This window comes from Thorsellia kenyensis (assembly GCF_042432445.1).
GTDB classification, from domain to species: domain Bacteria; phylum Pseudomonadota; class Gammaproteobacteria; order Enterobacterales; family Thorselliaceae; genus Thorsellia; species Thorsellia kenyensis.
In genome coordinates this window covers 25589-39467 of record NZ_JBHLXE010000038.1, presented here as the reverse complement: position 1 = coordinate 39467, position 13879 = coordinate 25589, and the positions used below count along the sequence as shown (strand labels likewise).

The 13879-nt window shown below is 36.4% G+C and carries 11 protein-coding genes; all 11 read right to left on the bottom strand.

The genetic code is table 11. From position 1 onward, the window contains the following. Positions 1-35: 35 nt before the first annotated feature. A complete protein-coding gene (locus tag ACFFIT_RS03875; protein ID WP_385876339.1) occupies positions 36-2087 on the bottom strand; it encodes a M14 family zinc carboxypeptidase in 2052 nt (683 codons plus the stop codon). 2 nt (positions 2088-2089) lie between these two features. Further along, positions 2090-2926, bottom strand: coding sequence for an ABC transporter permease (locus tag ACFFIT_RS03870; protein ID WP_385876338.1), 837 nt, complete (start codon positions 2924-2926; stop codon positions 2090-2092). 28 nt (positions 2927-2954) lie between these two features. Beyond that, a complete protein-coding gene (locus tag ACFFIT_RS03865; protein ID WP_385876337.1) occupies positions 2955-3878 on the bottom strand; it encodes an ABC transporter permease in 924 nt (307 codons plus the stop codon). Between the two features lie 125 nt (positions 3879-4003). Beyond that, positions 4004-5524, bottom strand: coding sequence for an ABC transporter substrate-binding protein (locus tag ACFFIT_RS03860; protein ID WP_385876336.1), 1521 nt, complete (start codon positions 5522-5524; stop codon positions 4004-4006). A 257-nt stretch (positions 5525-5781) separates the two neighbouring features. Next, complete coding sequence (locus tag ACFFIT_RS03855; protein ID WP_385876335.1) at positions 5782-5913, bottom strand: hypothetical protein; 132 nt, start codon at positions 5911-5913, stop codon at positions 5782-5784. A gap of 366 nt (positions 5914-6279) precedes the next feature. Further along, complete coding sequence (locus tag ACFFIT_RS03850; protein ID WP_385876334.1) at positions 6280-7200, bottom strand: SAM hydrolase/SAM-dependent halogenase family protein; 921 nt, start codon at positions 7198-7200, stop codon at positions 6280-6282. A gap of 154 nt (positions 7201-7354) precedes the next feature. Next, positions 7355-8395 carry a dipeptide ABC transporter ATP-binding protein gene (locus ACFFIT_RS03845; protein WP_385876333.1) on the bottom strand — a complete coding sequence of 347 codons (1041 nt, stop codon included), beginning with the start codon at positions 8393-8395 and terminating at the stop codon, positions 7355-7357. A gap of 146 nt (positions 8396-8541) precedes the next feature. Beyond that, entirely contained in the window at positions 8542-9510 is a 969-nt protein-coding gene (gene dppD / locus ACFFIT_RS03840; protein WP_385876332.1) for a dipeptide ABC transporter ATP-binding protein, read from the bottom strand. Between the two features lie 294 nt (positions 9511-9804). Then, a complete protein-coding gene (dppC, locus tag ACFFIT_RS03835) occupies positions 9805-10722 on the bottom strand; it encodes a dipeptide ABC transporter permease DppC (protein ID WP_385876331.1) in 918 nt (305 codons plus the stop codon). Between the two features lie 13 nt (positions 10723-10735). Continuing rightward, a complete protein-coding gene (locus ACFFIT_RS03830; RefSeq protein ID WP_385876330.1) occupies positions 10736-11761 on the bottom strand; it encodes an ABC transporter permease subunit in 1026 nt (341 codons plus the stop codon). A 128-nt stretch (positions 11762-11889) separates the two neighbouring features. Beyond that, on the bottom strand, positions 11890-13497 hold the full coding sequence (locus tag ACFFIT_RS03825; protein WP_385876329.1) for an ABC transporter substrate-binding protein: 1608 nt from the start codon (positions 13495-13497) through the stop codon (positions 11890-11892). Positions 13498-13879 lie beyond the last annotated feature (382 nt).

The following is a 13879-nucleotide window of genomic DNA, read 5'->3' as shown; positions in this document are numbered from 1 at the left end:
AAGAAAATTTATCTTTACTTCAAAGCTTAGATTTTCTACTTGAAAATTGTTTGCCAATGCTTATATGCAGCTATCACTGTTTGCATTTGTGCTGTATGTCCAGCAATAAAGGCTTCATCATAAATGGTCTCATCTGGATATTCAGTGATAAGAGTTACTGGAATATCGTGACGTTGATCTTCAGAAATCAAACAACTAAATCCATTTATGATTCTAAAAGGTAGTTCCCCTGCGTACATTTCATATCTTGCAATTTGTCTTTGATTATATGCCTTTAGCTCAGAATTATTATTTAAATCAGCAGTAACAGCTTGGATTAATTCCTCAGCAAGTGATTTAAATTCCTTATGATGGCGAATAATCAAAAAAAATCCTTTAGGGATAGTCCATAATTCAAAGCCCTTAGGGATATAACCTGTTAATGGTCTTGTCCATTCATGTGAAGGATAACCATGTAAGTTGATATGTAATTTAAAAGGGTGGGATTGCTGTGTAGCTCCACTGGCTTTGAGTGCCTGATAGCGAATAGCCTTTTCGTAAAAGGGAGCGCTATCTCTATATTCCAAATCATCTCCTAACGCGGTATACCTCGCTGCATGATGTATGTGCCATGGAAAGTCTTGGATAAGTTCTTGATGCAAATTATAGCCATCCGGATTTTCAATAGGAGTAATCGCTAAATGACAAGTAGGTTCTAAAAGTAACTGCTCTACAGCACGAATCGCCCCCACTGGACCCGTTGTTTCATTAGCATGCTGAGCACCACTGATTAATACAGCAGAATCCTCACCTGAGACATAATAACCTTGAATCGTTCGACCTAGTACACTTTTGGCCACATAAGGAATTACTGCCTTTGATGTATTAAAGTGCAATATGGCAGCCAATAAACTATCAATTTTTGTTTGAGGCATAGGTCCAGATAACATGCTCAACTTCATTGCCGAGATATCTAATGAGTTATGCTCCTCAGCAGGGCTATTATTGAAAATATTCCGTTTGAAATTACTCTCAAGATCATTCTCAAGGATATGATTATCCACAGATTGACCGATTGATAAGTCTGATATCTTGATCTCGTTATCGACACAAGGAAGTGATTCAATACGTAAAGTGATAAATTCAGCACTTGCTTTAGCTTTTTTGATAAATGGTATAATTTGTCCAACTTGTAAAGTCCTATCAGCACTATCGCCAATATAAGGCTTCGCTTCATATTGTAATAATTCAAGAAGCGAAAAATAGACTTCTTCGTGAAGAGCCTCTTGCAAACTTATCACTTCTTCATCAACATTCAACTTAAGCTCCTGATAAGGTAACTCAATCGTAATGGCCAATTGTTGAAAAAAAAGCGGCCTTTTTGCTAATTGCCCTTTTTGCTGAAGACGTTGAAGAGTTTGTTTTGCCTCTGATCTTATGGTTTTTATAATCTCATCAAATACTAACTCAAACTCTGTATCTATTGGTGCATTTTTTTCTATCTTACCTGTTTTCTTATCGGTGATTTTTATCCAACCACATTGCGATAGACATAACTCACCCGTATGTTCTCTTTTAATGCGATTTGGTGCAAAAATAGACCATTGCTTATGGGTATTATCTAAAAAATGCGCCTCAATTAAATAGTTGAGTTCGTAAGTAGACAACTCGAATTCGGCCTTCTCGATATTTTCTTCTTGAGCCGCTACAATTTGATCTGATAGTACATTCTTTTGGGGGATAAAAGTAAATGTAATATCAGGATAACAACTTGCAATTGGGTAGCATTCCAATAAAAAGCGCTTTTCAGAAACCAACTCATGCCTAGGGTAATATATATTTATAGCACGAATAGCTTTATTCTCAGCTTGGCGCAGAACATTCATCAATTGATGAACCAAAGGTTTATAGGCACTCATAAAGCTGATATCTATACCGATATCGCGCCATTTTTTTTCCATTTCTCTTTGAGTATCAATATCATCAAAAACCCAAACTTCTATTTTCTTATTCTCGACCTCTTGGGTAGCAAGAGAAAAATGCTTAAGAAGCCTTGCATATTTTTTTTCCAATAAAATCGTTTTTAAAGGGGGGGACATCTGACTCATAATTACTGCCTCCCTGTAGGGTCGAATTTATCTCTTAACCAATCACCAATGAGATTTAAACCTAACACTGTAAATAAAATTGCAAGACCAGGAAACACACTCAACCACCATTCTTCTTGGATATAAGTTCTACCCTCAGAGAGCATCCCACCCCAACTAGGAACCAAAGGATCTCCGCCAACACCCACATAGGTTAAGCTACTTTCCAATAAAATATTATTAGCAATATTAAGTGTCATTAAAACAATCACTGGTGCCATAAGATTAGGGAGAATATGCCTAAAGATAATTTTAAAGTCATTCACACCAATTGCTTTAGCTGCTTGAATAAATTCTCTTTCTCTTAAAGAAAGAACAGAACTTCTGACTAACCTTGCGTACTGTACCCATTGAGATATGATCATAAGCAAGATCATATTTTGTAAACTGCTACCTAATATGGCAGCAAAAGTAATGGCCAGTAAGATAAAAGGTAATGCCAATTGAACATCCGCAAATCTCATCACAAACATATCAACAACACCACGGTAGTATCCTGCAATCAATCCCACTAAAATACCAATAACTGACGCTCCAATCACTGAGTAAAACCCAACCATAAGTGATTGTTTGCCTCCGATAATGACCCGAGCTAAAATGTCTTGCCCCAGTTGATCTGTTCCTAAAGGATGAGCCCATTCAACAAAAGGGGGTAAAAGCATGGCATTGAGATCCATATCATCCGCCCCAGCAGGAAATAAAAATCCGGAAAATAATGTACCTAAAACAATTAGGCTGACTAAGGAAATACCTAATGTTAATTCAAGATGCCTTAAGAGTATTTTAATTGATTTCATCATGTGCTTCTCTTCGAGTACTTTTCAATCACTATTTATTGCGTATTCTTGGATCAACCAAACCGTAAGCAATATCTACCAATAAGTTAACCGTTACAATCATTAAAGCCAAAACGACTATAACACCCTGCAAAACAGGATAATTTCGCTCAGAAATAGCATCCATGGCTAAACTGCCCAAACCTGGCCAATTAAACACTTTTTCAATAATCACTACACCACCGAGCAATCCGCCAAATTGAAGACCAAAAAAGGTAATGAGAGGAATGGAGCAATTACGCAATGTATGTTTATAAAGTACAACACGCTCAGATAAGCCTTTGGCTCTTGCAACCATCACGTACTGAGTGCGTAATGTCTCTAGCATCGAAGTTCTCACCAACCTGACATTGGTCGCAGTCAAAATAATTCCCATTGTGACTGAAGGTAAAATAATGCTGTTCAATCCTTCTTTTCCGCTCGCAGGTAACCACTGTAAATAACTTGAAAAAAATAACACAAGCACTATCGCCAGCCCAAAATTAGGAAAAGATAAACCAATCAGTGAAATAACTCTAATAAATTGATCAATAAATCTACCCTGATGAACAGCAGAGGTGATCCCAAGAGGGATAGAAATCAGAATTGAAACCAACATGGAACAAAATGCCAATATCAGTGTCGCAGGAAGCGTTTGTTGGATTAACTGGCTAACAGGTACTGAACCGATAAAACTTTTTCCAAAATCGCCTTGGCTGATTCCAATAATAAATTCGGCATATTGTGTTAAAAAGGGTTTATTTAAGCCAAGAGACTCTCTTATCATCTCTAAATCAGCTTCATTGACACTCCCAGCCCCTTGAGACAACATGACAGCAGGGTCACCAGTGAGTCGAATTGCATAAGAAACAATCAATGTCACAGCGATAATAACGAATAGAGACTGAATAAGTCTCTTGAATAAAAATACTAACACAATATTCTAACCTATCTTTTAACCAAGGATTGGATTCCTATCACACTCATCAAGACAATTTATTAAGAGTCTGATAGGAAATTCTAAATTTTACACACAAAAGGCTTTGTGAAATCAAAGAACTATTATTTAAATGTAACGTTATTTAATCGAATCCTTTGATCTGGGGCTGGTTCGAAATTTTGAACGCGTTTGTTTATTCCATAGAGCGTATTGATATTATAGAGGGGCATTTCTAAAGCTTCATTCGCTACATAAGCACTAATTTCTTTTAAAATTCTTTCTCGTTCTTTTTGATCGGTAATAGGTCTTTGTGATTCAAGTAATTTATCTAATTGAGGATCACTGTCATAAGGATTCCATTTCTCACCAGTGTGATACATCAGATAGGCCGTATTATCATAATCGAATGTCCATCCACCCCACCCTTGTGAAAACATTTCGCCGGTTTTACCCGCAGGAACAATATCATTTAAATAAACACTGCTTTCATACGGTTTTAAAGCCACGTTAATACCAACTCGTTTTAAATATCCCGCTAAAGCTTGAACTACTTGACCAAGTACCTGATCGTTAGCACGATAATCAATCTGGATTTTCTCACCAGGTTTTACACCCGCAGCAGCTAACATTTGCTTGGCTTTTTCAGGATCAAAAGGTAATCCTTCTAAAGTTTCATCATAACCGAATGAAAGTGCTGATTGAAAACCGACAATCGATTGAGCTTGCCCTGCTAAAATGGTATCAATTATTTTTTGACGATCGACAGCCATAATAAGTGCCTTTCTAACGTCTTTATTTTGCGTAATACCTGATTTAGTATTGAAGCGAAATGCCATGACTGTTGGTCCTGTCACGGATATTACATCCAGAAAATCTTTCGATTTAATTGTTTTAATTGTATTTAGTGGGATTTGGTCGACCACAATATCAATTGTTCCAGCCTGTAACTCAGCAACAGCTGTCGCGGGTTCAGCGATGAATTTAAATTGAATGTCTTGGATTTTTGCTTTTTCCCCCCAATAGTTATCATAAGCTTTGAGTTTTACATCCACTTTAGGCTCATAGTTCACAATTTGATAAGGACCTGTACCTATAGGATGACTTGCAAAATGGGCTTCACCTTTTTCGGTAATATATTTAGGGGGAACAATCATTGCGCCATAACCAGCTAATTTAGTCAATAGCACTGGATCGGGAGAATTTAGATGCATAGTTATAGAATAATCATCAATTACTTCGATTCTTTCAATTGCTGTATAATTAGAACGTTGTGGTCCCTTCGCTCCACTTGCGCCTAATAATCTTTCAAAAGTAAATTTTACTGCTTCTGCATTGAAAGGTTCCCCGTTTTGAAATGTAACTCCTTCACGTAATTTAAAACCAATCGATAATCCATCCTCAGCAACAATCCATTCAGTCGCAAGGCCTGGAACTAATTTTAAATCAGGACCACGGTAAGTAAGCCCTTCAAAAACATTTGTTGCAACAGTAGACCAAGGCACAGTAAAAGTAGCAATAGGATCCCAACTGCTCGGATCTAATTTAGTTGAGACGACCAGAGTATCACCAGCAGCTAGCGAAACATTGGTAAATGTACCGAGTAAAACTAACGAGGTCAGCGTTGCGATTTTGCCTAATTTCATGTGGAAGATCCTTAAAGTTTAGTTCAACAAATACATTCAGCAAGATAAATGATTAGTTAACACAATGCATTCAAATTTAAATAATTTTATATAACACAATCTTAACAATAGTTACAATAAAGCCACAAAAGGGCAATATTTCATTGTCGTTTTTATAGATAAATTTGTTTTTTTGCGAGTTAAATCACACTTTCGAATAACTTTAAGTAAGGTAAAATAATTACGTTGGTTTAAATTATGTCGGGCTGTTAACCCTATCAATTAGGATAGTTGTTAATAATTTGCTCCCAATCAATGAGTGCATTTATCGTATCAAACTCTTCAAAAGCTTTATGTTGTTTAATACTATTATTAGTGAATTGAAAGCTATGTTGAATATTTTTCCACATGATTTTTTTACCTTAAGCAATTGATTTTGTTTATCATATCAGCATTAGTATAAAAAAAATCAAAAATAGATTAAATATCACACAGAAATTCAAAGCTCTCTATTAGATGAAATTTTCTCATTTATTTCGAAAAATTGTAGGAGATCTAATACGAAGCGAGATAAAGAAACTGAGATGTTTACATCAGATCTGATCCCTTACTGCCAAATCAAATACTTAGAATCAGATCTACACAAAAAACGAGCTTAAGAACTATCGTATTTACTGTCTATAGCTCAGTAAATAACTGAGCGATTTACCTACTTAACAGATGACAAAGTTAACTAGGCAAACACTCAACACAATTTTGGTTTATTTTCTAATGAGTTATTCAGAACATTTTTGCAATGCAATATGCCAATCAGCCCCTGAAGCAATTTGATGTTTTTGTGCAAAACTGTCTACATTAAGCGCAATAGAAACTTGTAAAAGGCTATTTAAGTAAACCAGTGGTTCACCCTCCTTAACTTCACCAAAACTCGTCACATAAGGAGCCTTTCCATCATATTTCACGTTGCCATTTTGCTGGATAGTGAAACAGACATCATCTCCATAAGAAATGTTTAAATTCTCAAGAAAGGATTCATCGATATTAGTCCAAATATTACCATATTGTATATCTAAAATAGGTATGGTACCTTTGGCGATGTTACCTTCAATTGAAGGTTTTTGGTACTCAATTGAAACTATTTTGTTCTCCAGTAACGGTCCTACTTCTTCAAAAGAAATTTCACCAGAAGCTAAGCGTGCTCCTGTGTATGCATAAACATCTCTACCATGGAAAGTATAAGACTTCTCTGAACCAGAAAGCCTATTTTTAGTCTCATCAATTTTTCTAATCGCTTCAATACCAAATCTTTCAGCAATCAATGTAAATGTTCCATTGTCGGGCGAGACAATATAATGGCCAGATTTAGTCTTCAAGACAGCTGAAGTTCTATCAGTGCCAACACCCGGATCGACAACGCTCACGAAAACGGTGCCTTTAGGCCAATATTCAATAGTCTGATAAAGGCGATAAGCGCCTTCCCAAATATTATAAGCCGGTACTTCATGCGTTAAATCATAAATAGGTAAGGTAGGAGAAACACCAAACGCAACCCCTTTCATAGCGGATACCGCACCATCTTTTAAGCCAAAATCGGTTTGTAGGACTAATGCATTATTTGCAAAAGTAAAACTACTCGTTATTAATGTACTTAAAAGTATTGCCTTCCCAAACTTTTTAAAAATTTTGCTAGTCAACATATAGTCTCCTTCGTTGTAATTAGCCTCAAAATTAATATTCTCGGTTTAATAAAATATTGATAAGCTTAACATATAGATAATTTGATCATCATATATTATGTATAATCAGCCGTACTTTTGTACGCCATAATTGATTTTTTATTTTGTTTTCATGCTAGCTTTGGATCAGATGACACGCAATACTTCTCTCTTTTAATTCTAAAAGGGGGGGCGCTTCTACAAAACATTTATCAATAGCATGCATACAACGCGCGCTAAATGCACACCCTTTCGGTGGATTTAAAGGGCTTGGCAATTCCCCTTGTAAACGTATACGTTCTTGCTTGTTTTTTTCTCTTAAACTAGGTGTCGCAGATAATAGTGCTTGAGTATAAGGATGTTTAGGATTACTAAAAATTACCTCTGTACTTGCCTTTTCAACACAACGGCCCAGATACATGACCATTATTTCATCTGCAATATGCTTTACAACAGTTAAGTCATGAGAAATAAATACATACGCAAGATTTAGATTAGTTTGTAATTCCATCATCAAATTAAGCACTTGTGCCCTGACAGAAACGTCTAAAGCAGAAACAGGCTCATCTGCCACAACAACACTTGGCTTGAGCATTAATCCCCGAGCAATTGCAATGCGCTGTCTTTGTCCGCCAGAAAACATATGTGGGTATCGGTCATAGAACTCAGCTTTTAGTCCAACTTTTGCCATTACACCTAGAACTTCTTCTTTTATTTCTTTTGAGGTCAATTGCGTATTAACAATAAGAGGTTCAGAGAGAATATCCCCGATTTTTTTTCTTGGATTGAGAGAACTATAGGGATTTTGAAATATCATTTGAATCTTTCTAAGCTGTTCACCTGATTGAGTAAAAGCTAAGGGTGCTCCTTGATAAAAGAGATTACCTTCTGTTGGCGTTTCTATCATAGTAAGCAATTTGCCTAGCGTAGATTTTCCACACCCTGACTCACCAACCACCGCTAATGTCGATCCTATACGCAATTCAAAACTTACACCATCTAGTGCCTTGACTAATTTAGGTTTTTTGAATAAACCGGCTTTTACCTCATAATGTTTTTTTAGATTATCTGCTTTTAAAATAACAGTTTTATGGAGCCCACTATTATTTTTTAAACTTTCTGAAGCATTTTCATCATCTGTTTTATTTTTAGTCTGTTGTTCAATTTCATTTTTCATAGTAAGCCTAGTATTAATTAAAGCACTGTTATTTAAACTGATCCTATTATTTGAATAGCTCTGTATATTTCCTAAACGCAGTATGCATTTAATATATCAAAGCTTAAGTCAATATACTAAAAACAATCAACGTTCTATTAGTATTTTTATTCAAATGTAACGGTTAACGGAAAATGACATTTCACTAAATGTGAACCGACTTCTTGCAACTCTGGTTCTTCCTGTGTACATTTCTCTTTAGCGTGGGGGCATCTTGGATTAAGTAGACAACCCGTAGGTCTATCATATTTTCCAGGAACCACACCCGGTAAAGCCTCTAAGGTATCCTTACCCTCAGAAAATTCAGGCAAAGCTTTCAGTAAAGACTCTGTATAAGGATGCTTAGGATATTTAAACAAAGTGGTGGTATCAGCTACTTCAACAATTTGCCCTGCATACATGACAATAATTCTTTTAGCCGCCTCAGCCACTAACGCTAAATCATGAGTAATCAAAATGAGTGCCATGTTCTCTTTTTTTTGTAACTCTATTAAAAGCTCCATGATTTGTGCTTGAATGGTGACATCAAGAGCGGTTGTCGGTTCATCAGCAATTAACAACTTAGGTTTACAGGCAATTGCCATGGCTATCATCACTCGTTGGCTCATCCCACCTGATAGTTGATGTGGATAGGCTTTTAATCGAGAAATGGGGTCGGGTATACCCACTTGCTCAAGTAGTTCTATACAGCGTGTCATTCTCTCTGTTTTTGTACCACCTTGATGGACTTTTAAGGCTTCCATTATCTGAAACCCAACAGTATAGGCTGGATTTAAGCTAGTCATGGCATCTTGAAATATCATAGATATTTGTGCTCCGACTATTTTTTGCTTCTCTTTTTCACTCAATGCGAGTAAATCCATTCCATCAAACTCCATACGTTCAGCTTTGACAGTTCCTGGGTAATCTATCAATCCCATCAAGGCGAGAGAACTGACAGACTTTCCTGATCCTGACTCTCCAACAACGCCTAATACTTCCCCTTGAGCTATAGAGTAAGATATTTTATCAACGGCTTTAAAAGCCGGTTTATCACCAAAATGAACGCTTAAATTTTCTAACGTTAATAGACTCATACTTATTTCCTAAGTTCATTTATCATGCCATTGCTTTGACTTATTTTTATCTGCTTCAGGTAAACATATTTTTACCTAACTATTTTTATCTTAGCGTTTAAATCTTTATCAATTGAATTTTGAGTGTTATGAATATTAAATATTTTGAATATTGAATACATTCAATATGGTATCCATTAACTGTTGGTGCGCTTGAACTTGTAAGCTAGAAACCAAAGAGTAAATAGCTTTCTGGTAACTACACCAAAGCCTCAAATCCTTTTTTTCTGACGACCACTTGAGGCTAAGAATAATTTATTGCTTGAGTTTTGGATCAAACGCATCTCGCAAGCCATCACCAACGAGATTAAAAGCCAAAACGGTAAATAGTATGGTCATTCCAGGAAAAACAACAATCCACCAAGCACTTTGTAAAAATTTTAACCCATCAGAAAGTAGCGTGCCCCATTCTGGTGCAGGGGGTTGAATCCCCATACCTAAAAAACCCAACGCAGCCATGTCTAAAATTGCATTTGAAAAGCCTAATGAACCTTGGACAATGAGCGGTGCCAAACAGTTAGGTAAAATATTTTTAAACATTTGTCTAAAGTGGCCTGCACCAACGATTTTTGAGGCCACAACGTAATCTTTTTGTATCTCAGCAATCACTTGGGCGCGTGTTAAACGGATATAATGGGGTAATCCAACAAATGTTAAAGCCAAAGAAGCGGTATATAATGATTGACCTAAAATAGCAACAAGAACCAATGCAAGCAAAAGACTTGGCAATGCCATCATTATATCAGCTACTCGCATAATGCACTGATCAACATACCCCCCTACATAGCCTGCAATGATTCCTATAGCAACACCCAGTAGCAAAGAGAGCGTCACGACCACGAAAGCAATCAATAACGAAAGACGCGCACCATGAATGATGCGGGATAATAAATCTCTACCAATATCATCCGTGCCAAGTAAAAATTTTGCACTCCCGCCCTCAAGCCAAGCTGGAGGTAAAGGAAAACTCATGTTCTCCGGGGCTTTGAATAATTCAAAAGCGGAATGAGGGGCGATTAAAGGAGCAAATATGGCCACAAGAAGCATGACAACAACATAAATTAGGCCTATAACGGCACCTCTATTTTTAGAAAAATAAAACCAAAACTCCTGTAAAGGAGTCATTGGTTGAAAATTCTTTTTTTCATTATCTATACTGACTGAATTTGACATGAAAACCTCAAAATTAATGATTTCTCACTTTAGGATTAATATAACCATAAAGTATATCAACAACTAAATTAACTAAAATAATAAGTGTCGCCACGATAAGTACACCCCCTTGAATCACAGGGTAATCTCTTCTTTCTAATGAATCGATTAGCCACGTACCTACCCCAGGCCAAGAAAATACGTACTCGGTCAGTACTGCGCCTGAAAGTAATACACCGAGCTGCAAGCCTATAACGGTTATCACCGGCATTAACGCATTTCTAAGTGCATGGATAACAATTACTCGCCACTTAGACAGTCCTTTGGCCCTTGCTGTTCTGATGTAATCTTCATTGAGTACTTCTAACATGCTTGAACGAGTCATTCTGACAATGACTGCTAAGGGAATAGTTGATAATACAATCGTCGGTAAAATTAAATGCGACACTGCATTTTTAAAATAGCCCTCTTTGCCATAGAGCCATGTATCAATAAGCATAAATCCTGTGAGATCATTTCTTATGCTTCTTGGGAATCTGACAAGAGCAGGATCTATTCTGCCACTTACTGGAGTGAGATTTAGATGAATAGACATCACTAAAATAAGCATCATGCCCCACCAAAAGATTGGCATGGAATAACCTGTTAAAGAGAGTGTAATGGTGGCGTGATCTAAAAATGACCCTCTCTTCACCGCTGCAATCACACCTAGGGGTATACCGACAGCAATCGCGAGTAATAAGGCACATAAAGCCAATTCTAATGTGGCTTTAAACTTAGGAACAAATTCGTCCCACACAGGTTTTTTGGTTTTAATTGATTGACCTAGATCGCCTTGCAAAAGAGATTGAATATAAGAGATGTATTGCTGATGCAGTGGCTTATCTAGACCATATTCAGCAAGTAGTTGGGCATGTCGTTCTTCAGAGAGCCCTCTTTCACCTGACATTAGCAAAACAGGATCGCCGGGTATCAAATGAACAAGTAAAAATGTGATGAGTGTGATCCCTATAAAAGTGGGGAACAACGTGATTATTTTTTTGAAAATCAATTTCAGCATGAATTTCTCTCAGAAATATCTTCGATGACAATGAATTACTTTATAAAACAAAAAATCATCATATTCTTTGTTAGCAAAAAATATGATGATTGTCATTTGTATACGTTAACTACATAAAGTGTTTAAAACTATTTACTTTCTTTGATGTTAACTTGATCAAAAGCATTTTTACCTACTTTGCTTATCACAAAATTTTCCACACGCTTACTTACTGGTTGGAAAGTTGTTGAGTGTGCAATCATTACCGCAGGCATTTGCTCATGCATTATTTCTTGCGCTTTTTTATATAAAGCAACACGCTCTTCTTGGTTGCTACTTACTCTAGCGGGTTGAATGACGTCTTCAAAAGATTGATCACACCATCTTGCGTAGTTAGAACCATTATTCGCCGCATCACAGCTAAATAGTGTAGCAAAAAAGTTATCAGGATCACCATTGTCGCCATTCCAGCCCATTAAAGCAACATCATGTTCACCATCTCTAGCCCTTTTTAAATATTCACCCCATTCATAGGTAACAATATTGGCTTTAACCCCTATTTTAGCCCAATCCGCTTGAATAATTTCAGCCATTCGTTTCGCATTTGGATTATAAGGTCTTTGCACTGGCATCGCCCACAAGTCGATGGTTATTTCTCCTTCTATTCCCGCCTCTTTTAAAAGTGCTTTTGCTGCTTCTAAATCATATTTATAATCTTCGATACTGTCATTATAGCCCCACATGGTTGGTGGGATGAGGTTTTTAGCTACTTGGCCTGTACCTTGGAATACATTTTCAATGATACTAGGTTTATTGACAGCCATCGCGAGTGCTTGCCTTACTTTGACATTATCTAACGGCGGCTTAGTCACATTAAAGGCCATGTAGCCTATATTGAGCCCTGCATCTTCATATAAATTAATGGACTCATCTTGTTTCATTCTCGCTATATCAGAAGGATTAGGATAAGGCATTACTTGACACTCATCTTTTTGCATTTTTGCATAACGAATTGCTGCATCAGGTGTTATAGAAAAAATTAGTGTTTCAACATTACCTCTTTCTCCCCAGTAATCTTCAAACGCTGAGTAGATAATTGTTGAGTCTTGTTGGTAATCATCAATTTGAAATGGACCTGTACCTACTGGATATAAATCCACATTTTCGGGTGTTCCTGCTGCTAGCATGTTATCAGCATATTCAGCAGATAAAATTGAGGCAAAATCCATGGCTAAATTTGCCAAGAATGGCGCTTCTGCTCTAGTTAATTTAAAGACAACAGTATGATCATCGATTTTTTCAACCGATTGAATCATATCACGCATTCCCATCCCAGAATAATATTCATAGGTTCCCCCTGAAACATTATAATACGGATGTTTTTCATCGTGCTGCCTTAAAAAACTATAAACAACGTCGTCCGCATTAAAATTTCTTGTTGGGGTAAAATCATCCGTTGTATGGAACTTAACATCTTTTCTTAATTTGAATGTATACGTTTTACCATCTTCACTGATAGTCCAGCTTTCAGCGAGCGCAGGTTGCGTTTCCGTAGTCCCTCTTTTGAAATCAATAAGACGGTTATAAAGGGGCACCGAACTTGCATCATAGGTAGTGCCTGAAGTATAAAGTTGTGGATTGAATCCTTCAGGTGAAGCTTCAGAACAGTAAACTAGAGTATTAGCTTGAGCGAACCCGGATAAACCAAGCCCCATGAAGCCAATAATCGTTGCTAATTTTGAAATTTTTTTCTTCATATTTTCCTCATTAATAAGAACAGATCTTATGTTATAAAATTTAATTCATGAAAGCTTAACTCTTTAAAATGAATCCGAGATCTAATATTTCTTCAGATTAATCTCGCTGTGAGCATCATTAAAATTCACAACAAATAACATACTAACATTAAATTGTTTTTTGTTGAATTTAATTTTCATTCGGTAATCTATTGTAATTGATTATTATTTATATCAAGTCATAAATTTATAGGTAATGCACACTACATTTCTTGGACATTGACATTGTTATTTATATTCAGTGAAATTAACACTTTCTTGCCTAATTTAAATAATCCAGCCACCTTGCGTTTAAAATACTCGTATGCAAGTTTAAAAGCCTTGTAACAAAAAAACGATAACA

What these genes read in the sequence shown, in the direction of transcription:
- ACFFIT_RS03875 (WP_385876339.1), bottom strand. Translation starts at nt 2,087, where the DNA reads ATGAGTCAGATGTCCCCCCCTTTAAAAACGATTTTATTGGAAAAAAAA.
- ACFFIT_RS03870 (WP_385876338.1), bottom strand. Translation starts at nt 2,926, where the DNA reads ATGATGAAATCAATTAAAATACTCTTAAGGCATCTTGAATTAACATTA.
- ACFFIT_RS03860 (WP_385876336.1), bottom strand. Translation starts at nt 5,524, where the DNA reads ATGAAATTAGGCAAAATCGCAACGCTGACCTCGTTAGTTTTACTCGGT.
- ACFFIT_RS03855 (WP_385876335.1), bottom strand. Translation starts at nt 5,913, where the DNA reads ATGTGGAAAAATATTCAACATAGCTTTCAATTCACTAATAATAGTATT.
- ACFFIT_RS03850 (WP_385876334.1), bottom strand. Translation starts at nt 7,200, where the DNA reads ATGTTGACTAGCAAAATTTTTAAAAAGTTTGGGAAGGCAATACTTTTA.
- ACFFIT_RS03845 (WP_385876333.1), bottom strand. Translation starts at nt 8,395, where the DNA reads ATGAAAAATGAAATTGAACAACAGACTAAAAATAAAACAGATGATGAA.
- dppD (WP_385876332.1), bottom strand. Translation starts at nt 9,510, where the DNA reads ATGAGTCTATTAACGTTAGAAAATTTAAGCGTTCATTTTGGTGATAAA.
- dppC (WP_385876331.1), bottom strand. Translation starts at nt 10,722, where the DNA reads ATGTCAAATTCAGTCAGTATAGATAATGAAAAAAAGAATTTTCAACCA.
- ACFFIT_RS03830 (WP_385876330.1), bottom strand. Translation starts at nt 11,761, where the DNA reads ATGCTGAAATTGATTTTCAAAAAAATAATCACGTTGTTCCCCACTTTT.
- ACFFIT_RS03825 (WP_385876329.1), bottom strand. Translation starts at nt 13,497, where the DNA reads ATGAAGAAAAAAATTTCAAAATTAGCAACGATTATTGGCTTCATGGGG.